Raw genomic sequence first — 16,656 nt, forward strand, 5'->3', positions numbered from 1 at the left:
GCAGAGCCAGTTTCGAAGCCGGCATCCGAGTCGCTGCCTTCCGCAGTATCGGCCCGGAGTCCGCTTGACGGTCCTCGCGTCCCGGCGATGATGCAGGCAGCCGTTTATCGTGGCGTTGACGACGTTCGCATCGAACAGGTCGAAACGCCCGAGATTGCAGCGGGTGAAGTGCTTTTGCGCGTAGAAGCATGCGGAATCTGCGGCACGGACCTGAAGAAGATTCATACCGGCTCCCACTCGGCCCCGCGCGTCTTCGGGCATGAGACAGCCGGTACGGTAATTGCCGTCGGCGAAGGAGTCACTGCATTCGCGCCGGGCGATCGCGCCATGGTGTTTCATCACATTCCCTGCGGTCACTGTTACTATTGCCGCAAAAAGACGTTTGCGCAGTGCCCCGTCTACAAGAAGGTCGGTGTCACCGCGGCCTACGAGCCTTCTGGCGGAGGGTTCGCGCAATATGTGCGAGTGATGGACTGGATTGTGGAGCGGGGGCTCGTGAGGGTTCCGGATGGAATCCCGTTTGAGCAGGCGGCCTTCATTGAGCCGGTCAACACCTGTCTGAAGGCCATCAAGAACCTGGCGCTCGAGGCGGACGAGACCGTGCTCGTAATCGGGCAGGGCCCGATCGGGATCATCCTGGCTGCGCTGGCTGCCCGGACCGGGGCAAAGGTGCTTACCTCTGATCTGTATGCGGAACGACACGCGGTGGCTGCGGGCTACGGACTGTCGCACCCAATCGACGCAGCGAGGGAAGACGTTGTGGCGCGCGCGCATGCCGAGACGGAAGGCCGAGGAGTGGACGCTGCCATTGTGGCGGTGGCGGGTGATCCGTTGATCAAGGTCGCGATGAACGCGACCCGTTGTGGCGGCCGAGTGCTGCTGTTCGCGCAGACCCAGCATGGCGACGCGCCGATTGATCCGGCGGCGATCTGCATGGACGAGAAGGCGCTGATCGGCTCCTACAGTGCCTCGGTCGAGATCCAGGATGAAGGGGCTGCGCTTGTGTTCGAGGGGTATCGCAACGGCTTCGATCTTACCGGACTCATCTCGCACCGGTTTGCGCTTGCCGACGCCGTGGAGGCAATCGATCTTGCTTCGCATCCCGTGGCCGATTCGATGAAGATTTTTATCCTGCCCCAGCAACAGCCCGGCAGCGAGGCAGGGAAGCGATGAGCCTGCTGAAGCGATCCCCCCACGGCCCGACGATGCAGGCTGCCGTGTTGTATGGCAAGGAAGACCTGCGGCTCGAGACAGTGCCGCGTCCCCGCGCTGCCGCGGGTGAAATTGTTCTGCAGGTAGGCGCCGCGCTGACCTGCGGAACCGACCTCAAGGTATTCCGGCGTGGGTATCACGCGCGCATGCTCAAGCCGCCAATCCCGTTCGGGCATGAAATCGCGGGCGTAGTCGCCGAAGCCGGCGAAGGCTCGACCTTTCGCGTGGGCGACCGCGTGGTGGCGCTTAATTCTGCCCCGTGCGGACAGTGCTTCTTCTGCCGTCGCGACCAGGCCAACCTGTGCAACGACCTGCTCTTCAACAACGGTGCGTATGCGGAGTTTCTGCGGGTGCCGGCACGCATCGCGGGCAAAAACACTTTGCGCGTGCCCGACTACCTGCCGCTCGAGCATGCCGCGCTGACGGAACCCCTGGCGTGCGTCATGCTGGGGCTCGAAGAGGCCAATGCGCGCCCCGGCGATACGCTTGCAGTGATTGGCTGTGGTCCTATCGGCCTGCTGTTTGTGCATGCCGCGGCGCTTTCGGGCATGCACGTGATCGCCATCGCCAAGCACCGCGAGCAGGCAGCAATCGCCAAAGAACTCGGCGCGGCCGAAATCGTGATGCTGGAGCGGGACCAGAGCCCCGTGAATGCGGTGCGGGCGCTTACCGAGGAAAGCCGTGGCGTGGACATCGCGATCGAGGCCGTTGCCTCGCCCACAACGTGGGGATGGGCGGTGGACATGGCCCGCAAGGGCGGTACGGTGAACTTTTTCGGAGGCCCCCCGGCCGGCACCCAGGTGCAGCTCGACACCAACCAGCTGCACTACAGCGGGCTTTCCCTGCGCGCGAGTTTTCATCACACGCCGCGCACGGTGCGTCGTGCCTTCGCGCTGCTGGCGGGCGGCCGCTTCCAGACACGGCAGTTTCTTACCGCGCGTGCCTCCCTCGGCGATGTAGTCTCGCTGTATCGCACCATGAGCAGTGGAGCCACGCGGGGCATCAAGACGGTGATTCTTCCTTAGTCATGGCGACCTTTCCGATCGAGCACGACCCTCAGGCCCGGCCCGGTGAACAGCCCGACGCGGAACGCGCGCAGCTGCTTGCAGCAGGCTGGGCTGCGCTGCCTGCCGCGTACCGGCCGCCGTCCTACACGCCCAGTCTCGAGGAAGCCCGGCGCTGGTGCCAGCACCTCACCGAGACACACTACGAGAACTTCCACGTGGCCAGCATTTTTCTGCCGGCCCGCATGCGCACGCACTTTCACGCCATTTACGCGTACTGCCGCGTGTCCGACGACCTTGGCGACGAGGTAGGCGACGCAGCCCAGTCGCTGGCCCTGCTGGATTGGTGGCAGGAACAGCTTGAGCTTTGCTACCGTGGTATTGCGACGCACCCTGTGTTCGTGGCGCTGCTCCCGACGATCCAGGCCTGCAACATTCCGATCAAGCCGTTCGCCGACCTGCTGCACGCCTTCCGGCAGGACCAGCACACGACCCGTTTCGCCTCGATTGAAGACGTGCTCGACTACTGCCGCTACTCGGCGAACCCGGTGGGCCGGCTGGTGCTTTATGTCGCGGGCTACCGGGATGAAGAGCGTTTTCGCCTGTCGGACCAGACCTGCACCGCACTGCAGCTTGCGAACTTCTGGCAGGACGTGCGGGTCGACCACGAGAAGGGCCGGATCTACCTTCCCCAGGCCGATATGAAGCGTTTCAAGGTCACGGAGGCGATGCTGGCCGAAGGCATTGCCGCACGCGTGGCCAACCCTGCAGTGCGGGAGCTGCTCCGCTATGAAGTGGGGTATGCGCGGGTGATGTTCCGCAGCGGGATGCCATTGATCGGCATGGTGAATCGCGAGCTTGCTGTGGACCTGGACCTGTTCTCCCGCGGCGGCCTGGAGATTTTGCGGGCCATCGAAAAGCAGGAGTTCGACGTGCTGTGTGCGCGTCCTTCCATCTCCAAACCACGCAAAGCTGCTTTGCTTCTGCACGCAATCGCCGGCAAGTACCTGCGCCTGCGAGGCAGCAAGGGCTGAGCCGAGTGCCGACACCTTCCGAGATTCTCAACAGCGCGTACCGCACCTGCCGCCTCATCGCGCGCAGGGAGGCGAAGAACTTCTACTTTGCATTCCTGGCGTTGCCCCCGGCCAAGCGCAATGCCATCTGCGCGGTGTATGCGTTTATGCGGCAGGCCGACGACATCTCTGATGACGAGTCCGTGCCGCGTGCCGAGCGGCGTGCCCGCATGGCTGCCTGGACGGCGGCCTGGCACCAGGCTGCGACACTGGGAAACTCCGACGACCCGGTCTTTTTCGCCCTGAACGATGCCCGTCTCCGCTTCCGGATCCCGCTGACGCTGCTGGACCAGCTCGTGGAAGGCACGACGATGGATCTCAGCGAGGAGCATGACGCGGGGCAGACCTTCGCCGATTACGCCGCGCTCCGCCACTACTGCTACCTGGTGGCATCGGTGGTGGGGCTGGTGTGCATTCGCATCTTTGAGTACAGCGGCGCGGAAGCCGAGTCACTTGCCGAGGAGCTGGGCATTGCGTTCCAGCTGACCAACATCCTGCGGGACGTGCGGGAAGATGCCGAGCGTGGCCGCGTGTATCTCCCGGTCGATGAGCTGGATGCCTATGGCTTTACGCCCGAGTCGCTTGCCGCTGCCGCGCGCAGTGGCAAGGCGCCCGACGCCACGATGCGCACCATGCTGGCCGCGCAGTGCACGCGCGCCGATCAGCTGTATCGCTCCGGGACTCTCTTGTTGCCGTACATCGCGCCTGACAGCCGTCCTGCGCTGCAGGTGCTGATGCAGATCTACCATCGGCTGCTGCTGCGCATCCGGCGTGCAGACTACGACGTGTTTACCGAGCGGCACAGTGTACCGACCGCAGAAAAGCTCGGGCTGCTTGCGCGCGGGCTGATGCGCACGTTCGGCGTGCGGGTGCTGCGCACCCGGCATGAGTCTCCCGAGGGTGCGCGCACTGCTGTCCTGCCGGGTACCGCCAGCACTTTGCAGACCCCCGGTACGCCCAAGATGCAGCCTTCTGCCGGCTCGCCGGCAATGCTGGATTCGGTGACGTGTTCGTGTAGCCGGGTATCAGTCGATCCGTTCGGGCAGAATTCCAAGCACGGTTCGGGGCGTTCCGTCGCTATCGTGGGCGCCGGGGTCTCGGGCCTCGCGGCTGCCTGCGCGCTTGCCGAAGCCGGCCACGCTGTGACGGTTTTTGAGCGGCGACCCTACGTGGGTGGACGTGCATCGTCGTACCTCCATCCTGGTTCGGGCGAGGTCATCGATAACTGCCAGCACATCCTGCTGGGCTGCTGCACCAGCCTGCGCTCGCTGCTGGAGCGGGTGGGGCGCGCCGACGCGATTGCCTGGACTTCGGCCATCACCTACATCGAACCGGGCGGCCGCCGCAGTGTCGTGCAGCCCACGGCACTGCCCGCGCCGCTGCAGTCCGCGCCCTCGTTCCTGCGGGCACGGTGCTTCTCCCCGGGAGACAAGCGCGCCATTGCGCACGGTCTGCGCCAGTTCTTCTCGGGCTACCCGGTCGACACGCCGGGTGGCGAAAGCTTTCTTGCGTGGGCGCTGCGAAACCGGCAGACGCCGGGAGCGATCAAGCGGTTCTGGGAGCCGATCCTGCAGTCCGCGCTCAATGATGATCTGGACCGCATCTCGGTGCATTACGCGGGCAAGGTGCTCAAGGAGTCCTTCCTGAACTCGGCCGAGGCCGGGCAGATCGGCGTGCCGCTGTTGCCGCTGTCAGAGATGTATGCGGGCGCGGCGCGCTACCTCGTGCAGCTAGGCGGCACGGTGCACCTGCGCACCTCGGTGGAGAAGCTGGAGCAGGTTACGGAGGCTGGGCGTGACACGGTCGGGTGGCGCGTGCATACGGCCGACGGTCCCCATGCCGGGGTGTTCGACGACGTAATCGTTGCGCTCCCGTTCGAAGCCACGCAGCGTCTCGTCCCTGCACTGCCGGCCGGGCCGGATCGTGACGAGCTCGCGCATACCCTGGAGCAGTTTGAGCATGTGCCGCTGGCCGGTGTGCATCTCTGGTTCGATCGAGAGATCACCGAGCTGGCGCATGCCGTCCTACTGGATACCACGATCCAGTGGATGTACCAGCGCGACAAGCTGCGACCGAAAGAAGCCTCCGCGGATGCATCGGCGGCAGCCTCCGGCAGTCACCTCGAGCTTGTCATCAGCGTCGCTCACAAGCTGGTGCCAATGACGCAGCCCGAAATCATCGAGCTCGCCTTGCGGGAGCTTGCGCTGTTCTTTCCGGCCGTTGCCGAAGCTACCCTGCTCAAGGGCGTCGTGACCAAGGAAGTGCGCGCCACCTTCGCCGTTACGCCGGGGGTGGATGCCCACCGGCCTGGTGCGCGCACTGCGTGGCCAGGGTTGTTCCTCGCCGGTGACTGGACAGACACGGGCTGGCCCGCGACCATGGAAGGCGCGGCCCGCTCCGGATTCCTTGCCGCGGAGGCCGTGCATGCCCGGTCGGGCCATTACCGGCGATTCGTGGCTCCCGACCTCCCGCCGCGCGGGCTGATGCGTTTTCTCGGCTAGCAGTACCCCAGCAGGCCCCTCGGCTTCCCTCGTTCGGTTCGGCATCCAACAAACGTTGGCCCTCGTGCGCCAATTGGTGGAGGACCATTTTGTTGAACGTTCCCGGTAGTTCGCAACCCATTGAGAACCATGCTGTCATCGGCAATATGCGCTCTGCAGCCGTTATCGCTGTTGACGGCACTATTGATTTCTTCTGCTTTCCTAACTTTGACTCGCCGACGATCTTTGCTTCGCTGCTGGACACGCAGAAGGGTGGCTGCTTCCGCATCGACCCCCAGATGGACGATGTGCGCTACAAGCAGCTTTACCTGCCCGACACCAACATCCTGTTGACCCGGTATCTGTCCGAGTGCGGGGTAGCCGAGGTGACGGACTTTATGCCGGTGACCGAGGAAGGCGCGCAAAGCGCTTACGCCAATCAGATCATCCGCATGGTGCGCGTCATCAAGGGGACGGTTCGATTCCAGGTGCGATGCGCGCCGCGTTTTGACTACGCGCGTGGCGATCACCGTGTCGAGCGGCAAGGTGATGCCGTCTGCTTTTGCCCGCAGCAGCAGGAGCTTCGCTCCATGGCCCTGCACGCCACAGTGCCGCTGACGATTAATGACAACGAAGCGGAGGCTGACTTCACCCTGAACCAGGGTGAGGCTGCCTCCTTTGCCTTCGGTGCAATTTTGCCGGAAGAGAAGGACCGCCGCGAGCTTCTGGATCCGGAACGGATCGAGCACTGCTTTAAGGAGACTGCGCAGTTCTGGCGGGACTGGATGGCGAAGTCAGCCTACAAGGGCCGCTGGCGCGAAATGGTGAACCGTTCTGCGTTGACGCTGAAGCTTCTTTTCGACGAGCAGCATGGCGCCACCATCGCTGCCGTTACCTTCGGGCTGCCGGAGCAGATCGGGGGCTCTCGCAACTGGGACTACCGGTACACCTGGCTGCGCGACTCTTCCTTCTCCCTGTATGCGCTGGTGCGGCTTGGCTTTTCAAGCGAAGTGCGCGCCTACACCACCTGGCTGCGTGAGCGGGTGATGGATGGCCTCAAGAACGACACCGAGGATGGCCCGCTGCGGATCATGTACCGCTCCGACGGGACCAGCGACCTGGAAGAGACTGAACTTTCGCATCTCGCGGGCTATCGCGACTCGCGGCCGGTGAGAATCGGTAACGGCGCCAACAGTCAACTCCAGCTCGACATCTACGGCGAAGTCATGGATGCGGTGTACCTGTCCAACAAGTACTCCGATGGCATTTCCAAGGACGGCTGGCGCCGCATCTGCCGGTTGATGGACTGGCTGTGCAAGAACTGGCGACGGCCGGACGAGGGCATCTGGGAGATGCGCGGCGGCCGCCGCGAAATGCTGCATTCTCGCCTGATGTCGTGGGTCGCGTTCGACCGCGCCATTCGCCTTGCCGACAAGCGCTCGCTGGAAGCGCCATTGCGTGAGTGGTACGAGGCGCGCCGGCTGATCAACGAAGACATCCTGGACAACTTCTGGGACGAGGAGTTGCAGTCATTCGTGCAGGTCAAGGGAGAAAAGGCGGTCGACGCAGCCATGCTGCTGATGCCCATGCTGCGTTACATCAGCCCCACCGACCCTCGCTGGCTTTCTACCCTGAAGCGGATCGAGGAAGAGCTCACCGAGGATAGTCTCGTGTTCCGCTATGCGCCGGGCTCCGACGGCATGGAGGGTGCGGAAGGTTCGTTTACGGCCTGCTCGTTCTGGTTTATCGAATGCCTCGCGCGCTCGCAGCAGCTAGACAAGGCGCGGTTGCTGTTCGACAAGATGCTAGGGTACGCCAACCATGTCGGGCTGTACTCCGAGCAACTCGGTTCGAGCGGCGAGCACCTGGGCAACTTTCCTCAGGCGCTGACACACCTTGCGCTGATCAGCACTGCGACCTACCTGAACAAGGCTCTGGATGGCGGCAAAGGGGAGTGGCTCTAGAGGGTATCGATCCAGGTGTTGCGCGGCATGCCGCCTCGCCTTTCTGCGTGATGTCGTTGGCTGTTGCGTTGCTCGGGAGAGCAAGGCAGTTCAGAGCGAAAGCAGCCCGACGCCCAGGCAGACAAACAGGGCAGCCGCCCAGCGGCGCCCATCCACATTTTCGTGCAGAAAGAACTTTGCTGCCACTGCGTTGCTCACAAACGTCAGCGATGCAGATGCAGGACCGATCAGGCTGACGTCCGCGTGCGACAGGGCGAACAGCAGCGAGAAAAACCCGCCCGCCATGCCGAGCACGCCGCATACAAACCTGAGGTTCGTTACGACCGCCCAGCTGGCGCCGGCGATGCCTCGCTCGGCGCGGATTGCGTCGAGGTCGAGTCGCCGCATGGCGGAGGCGATCAACAGATCGCCGAGCGTGGCGAAAAATACGATGGCGGCAATCATCGAGGCGATTGCCCAGCCGGAAGAACTGTGCACGGGGGGGAGCAGTAACGCGACTGCCAGGGCCGCTGTCACAGGTCGCCCGCCGTTCGTCCGCTGAAGGCAGGTTGTGCCGCTGGTTCTGCGTGCTCCGTGTAGGAGCTGCCATTTGCAACAAAACCTACACCCATTGTGATCAGCGCGATGCCCAGCCACCGCGAAGCCGAGATGTGTTCGTGCAGCCAGAAGCGCGAGAGCAGCGCGATCAGGACATTGCCGATCGAGGTGGTGGGAAGCACGAAGGTGAGGTCAGCCCAGGAGAGCGCGGCGGTGTAGGAGGCGAAGAAGCCGATCAGCAACGCAATACCTGCCGCGACCGATGGGTTCAGAATCGCATGCAGCAACAGCGCGGGGTGCTCAAGCGAGACCGGACCGATCTGCTTCATGCCGACGGCCAGCAGGGTGTCCCCAAGCGGCGCAGTGACGGCCACGATCAACAGGACCAGATAACGCTGCGTCGTCATGGAAGAGGTTGTGGTCATCGGCAGGGATCAGCAGCGTGTGCAGGGGAGGTACCAGGTGTGGCTGCGACAATGGCGCGGCCGATACGAGATCGCCCACGCCATTGCCCTCTTGCGCGACTATACGCCTGCGCTGACTGCTTCCCGCGATTCGCGGGCCTTGTCACTCTTGCTTTGCTTCACCATCTTGTTGCGCTCGCTGCGCAGCTTCAGGAACGACTTGGCTTCCACGTACAGGCGAGGCAGGTCGCGGTTGACTACTGCTTTCCACACCACGCGGAACGCGGCCTTGGGGCGGAAGTAGTACTCATCGTAGAAGCGGTGCACCATCTCGAGCACATACTCGGTTGGCAACCCCGGGTACTCGATGTGCGCCAACTGATGTCCACCTTCGTCGACCATCTTGGTCTCATTGGTGATGAACCCGTGCTGCTTGGCGTAATCGAAGAACTCGGTGCCCGGGAAAGCGTGTGCGATCGAGACCTGGATCGTTTCGACGTCGAGCTGCTTCGCAAAATCGATCGTGTTGCGGATCGACTCGGCCGTCTCGCCTGGCAGGCCCAGGATAAAGTCACCGTGGATGATCAGACCGAGATCGTGGCAGTCCTTCACGAAGTCGCGCGCGCGCTGTACGGTAGCGCCCTTCTTGATGTTCTTGAGGATCTGCGGATCGCCTGACTCAAAGCCGACGATGAGCAAACGGCAGCCGGCATCCTTCATCGCCTTGAGCGTGTCGCGGTCGGTGGTGACACGCGAGGTGCAACTCCACGTAAGGCCGAGCGGCTTGAGCTTGGCGCAGAGCTCGATGGTGCGCGCCTTCTGGATGTTGAAGGTGTCGTCGTCGAAGAAGAACTCTTTCACTTCCGGAAAGAGCTTCTTGGCGTGCGCCATTTCGGCGGCCACATCATCGGTAGAGCGCTTGCGCCAAGCATGGCCCGACAGCGTCTGCGGCCAGAGGCAGAACGTGCACTGCGCCGGGCAGCCGCGCGTGGAGTAAAGCGCCACGTACGGGTGCAGCAGGAAGGGCACGTTGTACTTGGTGACGTCGAGGTCGCGCTTGTAGATGTCGGTGACCCAGGGCATGTCCGGACGGTCCAGCTTCTCGACCTGCGCACGATCCGGGTTGTGGATGTGCTTGCCCGAGGCATCGCGGTACGAGATGCCCAGGATCTCCGCGAGCGGCTTGCCTTCGGCAAACTCGACCACGGAGAAGTCGAACTCGCGGCGGCAGATGAAGTCAATTGCCGCACACTCGTCCAGCGCCTTGTCGGTGTCAGTGGTGACGGGCGGCCCGACAAACGCGATCTTCAGGTTCGGGTACGCTGCCTTGACCTTTTCCGCCGCGCGCTGATCGCCGGTCCAGCCGATGGTGCTGGTGAACAGCACCAGAAACTCATAATCCTTGAGGATCTCGATCACGCCATCCCAGGACACATGGTGGGGATTGGCATCGAGCAGGCGGGAGCCTTCCAGCATGCCGGCCGGGTACGCCAGCCACACCGGGTACCAGTAGCTCTCGATCTCACGGGTCGCGGGCCAGCGTGAGCTGGCGCCACCATCAAAATTCTCAAAGGAGGGCGGGTTCAGAAACAGTGTCTTTAGCGGCATATCCGTATGGGTCAAGTCTAACATTTTAAGTTGGCGTGACCACGTTTCCAGCCTGTAATCGCAAGCTCAAACCCGCGCAGGGCAGCTCACGGGGACGGGCGACGTGCCGCATATCCGCTGATACGAACTGCACCACAACCGGTGCGGCCGGGCTTGGGGTTCCCTCCGCAGGCAGTTCGCACGCATTACAGTTCCATCGCCATGAAGACATCGGCGCGGGTATACGGCATGGGCGGCAGTGCCGCAGGCGGCACATGGAGAAAGCCGACCGCCTCGTAAAGGTGCACGGCGTTGGCGAGCCGGGTGCTGCTGCCCAGGAACAGCGACTTTGCCCCGAGCCTTCTTGCTTCCCCGATCACGTGGAGCAGCAACCGGCGACCGATACCACGGCCCCGCAGGCGCGGCGAAATGGCCATTTTGGAAAGCTCGTACGTGTGCTCCGGCATGGGGATCAATGCGGCGCAGCCAACTGCTTCCTCGCCCTCGCAGACCATGAAGACGTGTCCGCCCTTGCGCAGGATTGTGTTCTCCGGATCGCCGAGCACCTCAATGTCCTTTGCCTCAAGCGCGAACAGGGCACGTATCCACTCCTCGTTGAGGGCGCGAAACGCGCGTGCGTCGGCCACTGACTGCAGCGGGCGGATGTGGATCGCGGGCGAACGGAGGAGTCTGGCGGAACTGCTATGTGTGGGTGAGTCAGTGTGCATGGGTGGCACCTCGTAGAAACAGTGTGCTCGCTCCTATTGGTTAGGTCCAATATATTAAAACTCTGGATCAGGACGTTACGCATATGGATCAGGATGTTGAACTTCGCCACCTCCGGTACTTTGTCGTAGTCGCCGAAGAACTGCATTTCGGACGGGCAGCCGCACGGCTGCACCTGTCGCAGCCACCGCTTTCGCAGCAGATTCGCCGGCTTGAGGAGATTCTCGGTTACCCGCTGTTTCAGCGCACGTCGCGATCGGTGAAGCTGACCGATGCGGGCGAGTGTCTGCTGGAGCGGGCGCGACGCGTGCTCACAACGATGCAGCGCGACATCGACGAGACCCGCCATGTCGCCGAGGGAGAGGTGGGCTCGCTGCACATCGGCTTTGTGGGTTCCGCCATGCTGTCCAACCTGCCGGAGATCTTCCGGACGTTTCGCGAGACCCACCCGCGCGTGCGGCTGCACCTGTACGAATCATTTACGTCGCGGGTGCAGGAAGGCCTGCAGAACGGATCCCTGGACGTGGGCATCCTGCGGGACAGCGATGTGGTGGAACAACTGCACACCGCGCCGCTTTATGCCGAGCCGTACGTGGCCGTGCTCCCTGCGACGCACGCATGCGCACGGCAGAAGAGCCTTGCGCCGGCGGCGCTGCAGGGAGAGCCGTTTGTGTACTACCCGCGCAGCGCGGGCGCGAGGGCTTTTGAAAAGCCGCTGCGCATTTTCGAGGAGCATGGTTTCCGCCCGCAGATCGTGCAGGAGGCGTCGCACTGGTTGACGATCCTGCGCCTGGTGGGCGCGGGGATGGGAGTCTCGGTGGCGCCGGCCTGCGTTCGGCAAATCACCTCAGCGGAAGTGGTCTGCCTGCCGCTGCGAGGGACCGAGGCCGCGAGCGAGTTGGAGGTGGCGTATGCGGCGGGGGATACGCGGCCCATCGTGCAGAACTTTGCCCGGCTTGCCGGTACCCTGCAGACAAAGACGGAGCCGGCGGTGGGTCGCCGTTGAACTGGGACGCAGTGGGCCTGTTTACTGACCATTCTGCGACTCGTTAGTTGCCCAAGGCCCGCCAGCTATCCTGCCGTAGACGAGCAGGATAGCTACTGGCGTGCCGCGGTATCGACCCAGGCGTGCAGGCCGCCGGTCACGCGCAGAAGCGACAGCTCCGCCTTCAGCAGGGCAAAGCGGGCATCCAGCGCATCGCTGAAACGCGCCCTTTCGTTGATGCGCGCCTGCATCTCGTCGGCTGGTGTCAGCGGAGTGGCCGAGGCCGGCGGGCTCGCAAGCTGCAGCAGCACCGATTGCAGTTGCTGGCTGGCAAGCTGCGCTTCCAGGTCCGCGATCTTCGCCTGCGCACGCAGGGTGGCCAGGCTCTTGCGCAGTTGCACCACCTGCTCATCGGCGTTCTGCCGGTCCTGCTCGGCCTGCGTGTCCGCGTGCACTGCATCGGCTGCGCTCTGCCGCGCATGGGCCGTCTTGACAGCGTCGAATAGCGGAATGGTCAGCTGGATACCGACATCGAAGTTGTTGTGCTGAAACGCGTTGTAGTACTGGCGATAGTTGTTGAACATTGCAAAACGCGAGTACTGCACGCCGAAGGCTGCCTGCGGCCGAAGGATCTGCCGATCGTCGCCGCGCGCGAGGTAGTGCTTGCTGGCCGCATCGCTGAACGCCGCCTGCACCCCGGAGGTCTGCATCGGCAAGGCTGTGCGGTCCAGGTTGGGCGGTGCCCCGGGTACCGACTCCGGCTTGGTGCGGAAGCTGTCTGCAGGCAGGCCGGCAAGGTGGCTGAGCCGCTCGCGCAGCACCGCGGCCTGCGCTTCCAGGTCGAGGCGCTTCAGGTCAGCCCGCGACCCATTAAGCTCGGCCTTTGTCGCTGCGATCTGGCTTTCCACGCCGGCCGAGAGCCGTGCTTCTTCAACCTGCTCGAGCTTTTCGGCGTAGCTTTTTTGCTCGCCCAACGCCACCAGCTGCTGGGTAATGGTGTCCAGCTGCAGGTAATCTAGCGAGGCGTCGAGTTCCACCTGGTCCAGCGCATCCTGCAGGCTCAGCGTTGCCGCGTGCAGTCCGGCACGCGCTGCGCGGATGTAGTCCGGCTGCGAAAACGACACCACCAGCGATTGCGCCTGCCCATTGAAAAGCGTTGGCTGTCCCACGGGGAAGCCGTACGTGTAACCGACCGAAGAGCCGGCCGAGAACGAAGGCAGGTAAACGTCGCGGGTCTCCGACAAAGAGGCCTGGGCGCGCGCCACGTCGGCCTGCGCGATCCGCACCGGCGCACTGTTGCGGCGTGCCAGGTCAACCGCCGTGTACAGCGACACCTGGGCCTGCGCCGGCGCGCTTAGCAGCATCGCTCCAAGCGGCCCAGCCATCGCGAACCAGACGGCCAGTATGCCGCGCAGCGAAACAGTTCCGATCAAATGCTGCTTCCTTTGGAAGAAAAGACTCCACTCATACTACTGCGACCGAACGCGCCGGCGCGTCCTGTGGCCGCAACATGCGCTGCGGCGTCCTGGCTGAACGGAACCGGCGAGTGGCCAGCCGCGGCATGCGCGCTCGCTCCAGAGGAGTAGCTTCGCAGTCAGGCACCCTGCCGGTCGCTGCCTGGGCCTTGCCTGTTTCCCCGGTGTGGCTGCCAGCCCGTGGCCAGCGCACGGGCCGCGGCCATTTCCTGGTCTGCTCCGCCGGTGTCACCCATCTGCGCGAGCACCCGTGCCAGCTCCGCATGCACCACGAACGCCGGCGCACCCTCGGACTGATTGGGCGAGGCGAGGTAGCTGCGGAGCAGCGTGGCCGCCTCGGAGAGGCGCTGCCCGCTGTGCATCAGCTCACGCGCTGCCGCGACCAGCGCATCGTCCTGCGCGGTGTCGAGCGCGATCGCCCGGTCGAGCGCGGTGAGCATTTCGGGGATGCGGTTCTGTTTGCGCTCGAATGCCGCCAGCGTCACCCACTCGTCGGGTCGCGCATCGCGGCTCGCTGCGGCGGCTTTCCACTCGGTTTCGGCGGCGGCAGGGTCTTTGGCGGACTGAGCAAGCTCGGCGCGCAGGGTGTGCGCCAGCGCGGGCGACCACACCTCGACCTCGTTGGCCAATGCCTGGGCTTTCGCCTGGCCGCCACCCACGAATCGAGGGGCCTCCACGTAGAAGCGGCCCAGATCGGCTGCCGCTCCGGCATCGTGCGGGTCCAGCTGGTGTGCTGCTTCAAACTCCGCCCGGACCTGCCTGGCCAGGCCATACGCCGAAAACAGCGAAGCATGTTCGGCCTCGACACCCAGCACGCGCCCCAGCCAGAGGTGATAGCTGCTTACGCCGGGTGCCAGTTGCGCGGCGCGTGTGCAAGGCTTCTCGGCGTCCGTGGCCCGCTGTTCCGCGTACAGCACGCGGCACTGGAGGTTCAGTGCCAGCGCGTCCTTGGCGTTTGTGGCGAGGCGGCGACCCAGCACGGTAAGTGCCTGGTCGGCTTCGCCCCGCGCGAGCAGCCTTGCCGCGGCCTGCGGCTCGTTGCCGGTCCGCGCATCGCCCGGAGCGGCTATGGCCGGGTGCAACAGGGTGAGGGCGCACAGAGTTGCGACGGCCAGGCGGCCGGGAAAGGCGAGGGTTGCCGCGTGGCAGACCGTCCGGGGAGTTGGTACTGGCTGGGAACTGGCTGGCGGTGGAATGGCTTTGCCACTGCTGGCCGTGCCGCGAACCCACCGTCTGCAGTCATGAGGAAGCCTGGTGAAACTCCACATAGCAAGCAAGGATGAGCCGAAGCGGTCAGCGGATGCAGCTACTGCTGCTGCACCGCAACCGCGACCTTGTCCACGAGCGGTTGCCCGCCCAGGGTATTGAGCGCTACCACATCGCCCGCAGCTACCCCGGTCACGATCTGCACCTGCGTCAGGTTGAGGTTGCCCACCTGTACGGCAGCACGCTTCAGCGCGCCGTGCACGACCTTGTAGACATAAGTCAGCCCCTGCTCGGTGTGCAGCGCTTCGCGCGGAACATACAGGGCATCCTGCACCTCGCGGGTCGTCACGGTGACGTCCACGTTGGTGTCGGGCAGAAGGCCATCATGCGGGTCGTCGAGGGAGCAGATCAACTCGCCCACGTTGCGGGTGGTGTAGGTCACCACCGTGGCCGGCAACCGCTTGATGTGGCCGTGCCACACTTCGTCGGGCTTGCCCGTCCAGGTGACGCGCACGGGCTGGCCGATGCTGAGCTTGCCGATGTCGGGCTCGTCGAAGTAGGCCAAGACCTCCATGTGTGTCAGGTCGGCTTCCTGCAGAAGCTTGTCGCCCTGCTGCACGTACTCGGTCTGCGAGGCGGGCACGGAGTAGACGGTGCCTGCAAAGGGCGCGCGCACGCTGCTCTTGTTGAGCGCATCGAGCGCGCCATTGACTGCTGCCTGCGCCTCCACTACCTCGGCGCGTGCCTGCTCGGCGTTGGGTGGTGTCTTGCGGGCGGTCTGGCGCTGCTGCAGCACCTGGAGGTTGGCGTGATCACTGGCCAGGCGGTTCTGCGCCTGGAGCACTTCACTCGGTGAGGCTGCCCCCTTGGCGGCCAGCTGCTGCAAAGTCGTGAGCGACTGCTGCGCGGCGCGCTCATCGGCCTGGGCCTGCTCTACCTGGCCATTGAAGGTGTACCGGTCTTCCGGCACGCCGCCGCTCTCTACGGAGCGCTGGTTGGCAAGGGCGCCGGCCAGGGTGGCGCGCGCCTGCGCCAGGCGCGTTTGCGCGTCCACGCTATCCATGGTGAGCAGCAGCTTACCAGCCGGCACCACGTCGCCCTCGTGCACCAGTAGAGACTTCACCAGTCCCGGGTACGGCGCATGCGCCTCGTAGTTGTTTACGGGTTGCACCTTGCCGTTGGTCGAAACGGAACTACGAATCGGGCCGCGCACGACGGTGAAGGCTCGCACCTGCAGCACGGTACGGGTGGCAACGTGCGCCATGTAAGACACCAGTGCTACAACGAGTACGGCGGCTGTCCAGATGATGATGTTGCGGGTGCCGCTGGTCGGTCGATCATTTGCCATCGAGGTCTTGGAATCCCGCTTGAGTATACCGGAGCGTTTTGGCGGCCTCTTCCTGCCCGGGCCCTAAGGCAGCGAGTCTGCCTGCGATCCGGCAGGGCTCGGCGTGTATGCCCAATGCGGGTGGGCGCCGGTCAGCTAAACTGGTAGGTATGGCGACCACCACCTCAGCCTCATCCGCTTCTTCCGCAGCGAGCCCCCGATACACCGACGAGCACGCCCGCGCAGGCCTCGACACCGTGTTCCCCGAAATTGAAACTTGGGAGAACCAATTCGCCGGCTACGAGATCCTCATCGATGATCCGGAGTTCACCTCCGTGTGCCCCAAGACTGGCCTGCCAGATTTCGGCGTGATCCAGCTGCGCTACATGCCGCGCCACCGTTGCCTGGAGCTCAAGAGCTACAAGGAATACCTCTTCTGCTACCGCAACCTCGGCATTTTTCAGGAGAACATCGTCAACCAGGTGCTGAACGACGTGGTCAAAGCCTGCGACCCGATCTGGGCGCATGTGCACGGGAACTTCCGTCCGCGTGGCGGCATTTCCACGTTGGTGGATGCCCGCTGGCCGCGGCCTAAGAAGTAGGGTGCTGGCGTAAAGCGCCCGTGGCTTCTGGCTGGCGGTAGCGTGGTGCGCGCCAGTCCGCCTGTCGACCACAC

14 protein-coding genes are annotated in these 16,656 nt (G+C 64.1%); 7 read left to right on the top strand and 7 right to left on the bottom strand.

The annotated features are described in order from the left end of the window. Positions 1 to 87 precede the first annotated feature (87 nt). The 5 genes from D1Y84_RS15250 to D1Y84_RS15275 all read left to right on the top strand — a co-directional run bounded on the left by D1Y84_RS15250 (position 88) and on the right by D1Y84_RS15275 (position 7,733). On the top strand, positions 88 to 1,173 hold the full coding sequence (locus tag D1Y84_RS15250; protein WP_124850191.1) for an alcohol dehydrogenase catalytic domain-containing protein: 1,086 nt from the start codon (positions 88 to 90) through the stop codon (positions 1,171 to 1,173). Beyond that, a complete protein-coding gene (locus D1Y84_RS15255; RefSeq protein ID WP_233581458.1) occupies positions 1,170 to 2,237 on the top strand; it encodes a zinc-binding dehydrogenase in 1,068 nt (355 codons plus the stop codon). The genes D1Y84_RS15250 and D1Y84_RS15255 overlap by 4 nt, the downstream gene beginning before the upstream one ends. A gap of 2 nt (positions 2,238 to 2,239) precedes the next feature. Beyond that, positions 2,240 to 3,250: a squalene synthase HpnC gene (gene hpnC / locus D1Y84_RS15260; RefSeq protein WP_124849453.1), complete on the top strand. Its 1,011-nt coding sequence runs from the start codon at positions 2,240 to 2,242 to the stop codon at positions 3,248 to 3,250. A gap of 5 nt (positions 3,251 to 3,255) precedes the next feature. Next, positions 3,256 to 5,790 (top strand): hydroxysqualene dehydroxylase HpnE, encoded by a 2,535-nt coding sequence (gene hpnE, locus D1Y84_RS19015; RefSeq protein ID WP_370245781.1) that lies wholly within the window; start codon positions 3,256 to 3,258, stop codon positions 5,788 to 5,790. A gap of 89 nt (positions 5,791 to 5,879) precedes the next feature. Continuing rightward, a complete protein-coding gene (locus tag D1Y84_RS15275; protein WP_233581459.1) occupies positions 5,880 to 7,733 on the top strand; it encodes a glycoside hydrolase family 15 protein in 1,854 nt (617 codons plus the stop codon). A gap of 90 nt (positions 7,734 to 7,823) precedes the next feature. Here the strand turns inward: D1Y84_RS15275 and D1Y84_RS15280 are convergent, their stop codons facing one another. The 4 genes from D1Y84_RS15280 to D1Y84_RS15295 form a co-directional block, all read right to left on the bottom strand. Next, positions 7,824 to 8,210 (bottom strand): hypothetical protein, encoded by a 387-nt coding sequence (locus tag D1Y84_RS15280; RefSeq protein ID WP_233581460.1) that lies wholly within the window; start codon positions 8,208 to 8,210, stop codon positions 7,824 to 7,826. A gap of 35 nt (positions 8,211 to 8,245) precedes the next feature. Continuing rightward, the gene (locus D1Y84_RS15285) at positions 8,246 to 8,695 is read right to left on the bottom strand and encodes an EamA family transporter (RefSeq protein ID WP_233581461.1); all 450 of its coding nucleotides are present in this window, start codon (positions 8,693 to 8,695) and stop codon (positions 8,246 to 8,248) included. A gap of 99 nt (positions 8,696 to 8,794) precedes the next feature. Continuing rightward, complete coding sequence (gene hpnJ, locus D1Y84_RS15290; protein ID WP_124849454.1) at positions 8,795 to 10,282, bottom strand: hopanoid biosynthesis associated radical SAM protein HpnJ; 1,488 nt, start codon at positions 10,280 to 10,282, stop codon at positions 8,795 to 8,797. A gap of 185 nt (positions 10,283 to 10,467) precedes the next feature. Beyond that, positions 10,468 to 10,989, bottom strand: a complete 522-nt coding sequence (locus tag D1Y84_RS15295; protein WP_124849455.1) for a GNAT family N-acetyltransferase — start codon at positions 10,987 to 10,989, stop codon at positions 10,468 to 10,470. Positions 10,990 to 11,072: 83 nt separating this feature from the next. Here D1Y84_RS15295 and D1Y84_RS15300 point away from each other — a divergent pair, with 83 nt between their 5' ends. Beyond that, on the top strand, positions 11,073 to 11,993 hold the full coding sequence (locus D1Y84_RS15300) for a LysR substrate-binding domain-containing protein (protein ID WP_124849456.1): 921 nt from the start codon (positions 11,073 to 11,075) through the stop codon (positions 11,991 to 11,993). Between the two features lie 92 nt (positions 11,994 to 12,085). Here D1Y84_RS15300 and D1Y84_RS15305 read toward each other — a convergent pair whose 3' ends face one another. From D1Y84_RS15305 to D1Y84_RS15315, 3 genes are all read right to left on the bottom strand, one after another. Next, the gene (locus D1Y84_RS15305) at positions 12,086 to 13,405 is read right to left on the bottom strand and encodes a TolC family protein (RefSeq protein ID WP_124849457.1); all 1,320 of its coding nucleotides are present in this window, start codon (positions 13,403 to 13,405) and stop codon (positions 12,086 to 12,088) included. Between the two features lie 161 nt (positions 13,406 to 13,566). After that, positions 13,567 to 14,529, bottom strand: a complete 963-nt coding sequence (locus tag D1Y84_RS15310) for a hypothetical protein (RefSeq protein ID WP_124849458.1) — start codon at positions 14,527 to 14,529, stop codon at positions 13,567 to 13,569. Positions 14,530 to 14,753: 224 nt separating this feature from the next. Beyond that, positions 14,754 to 16,001, bottom strand: coding sequence for an efflux RND transporter periplasmic adaptor subunit (locus tag D1Y84_RS15315; RefSeq protein WP_124849459.1), 1,248 nt, complete (start codon positions 15,999 to 16,001; stop codon positions 14,754 to 14,756). Positions 16,002 to 16,150: 149 nt separating this feature from the next. Between D1Y84_RS15315 and queF the strand changes: the two genes are divergently transcribed. Beyond that, entirely contained in the window at positions 16,151 to 16,582 is a 432-nt protein-coding gene (gene queF / locus D1Y84_RS15320) for a preQ(1) synthase (protein ID WP_124849460.1), read from the top strand. Positions 16,583 to 16,656 lie beyond the last annotated feature (74 nt).

This window comes from Acidipila sp. EB88, assembly GCF_003858395.1.
GTDB lineage: Bacteria > Acidobacteriota > Terriglobia > Terriglobales > Acidobacteriaceae > EB88.

What these genes read in the sequence shown, in the direction of transcription:
- D1Y84_RS15250 (WP_124850191.1), top strand. Translation starts at nt 88, where the DNA reads ATGATGCAGGCAGCCGTTTATCGTGGCGTTGACGACGTTCGCATCGAA.
- D1Y84_RS15255 (WP_233581458.1), top strand. Translation starts at nt 1,170, where the DNA reads ATGAGCCTGCTGAAGCGATCCCCCCACGGCCCGACGATGCAGGCTGCC.
- hpnC (WP_124849453.1), top strand. Translation starts at nt 2,240, where the DNA reads ATGGCGACCTTTCCGATCGAGCACGACCCTCAGGCCCGGCCCGGTGAA.
- D1Y84_RS15285 (WP_233581461.1), bottom strand. Translation starts at nt 8,695, where the DNA reads ATGACCACAACCTCTTCCATGACGACGCAGCGTTATCTGGTCCTGTTG.
- hpnJ (WP_124849454.1), bottom strand. Translation starts at nt 10,282, where the DNA reads ATGCCGCTAAAGACACTGTTTCTGAACCCGCCCTCCTTTGAGAATTTT.
- D1Y84_RS15295 (WP_124849455.1), bottom strand. Translation starts at nt 10,989, where the DNA reads ATGCACACTGACTCACCCACACATAGCAGTTCCGCCAGACTCCTCCGT.
- D1Y84_RS15300 (WP_124849456.1), top strand. Translation starts at nt 11,073, where the DNA reads ATGGATCAGGATGTTGAACTTCGCCACCTCCGGTACTTTGTCGTAGTC.
- D1Y84_RS15315 (WP_124849459.1), bottom strand. Translation starts at nt 16,001, where the DNA reads ATGGCAAATGATCGACCGACCAGCGGCACCCGCAACATCATCATCTGG.
- queF (WP_124849460.1), top strand. Translation starts at nt 16,151, where the DNA reads ATGGCGACCACCACCTCAGCCTCATCCGCTTCTTCCGCAGCGAGCCCC.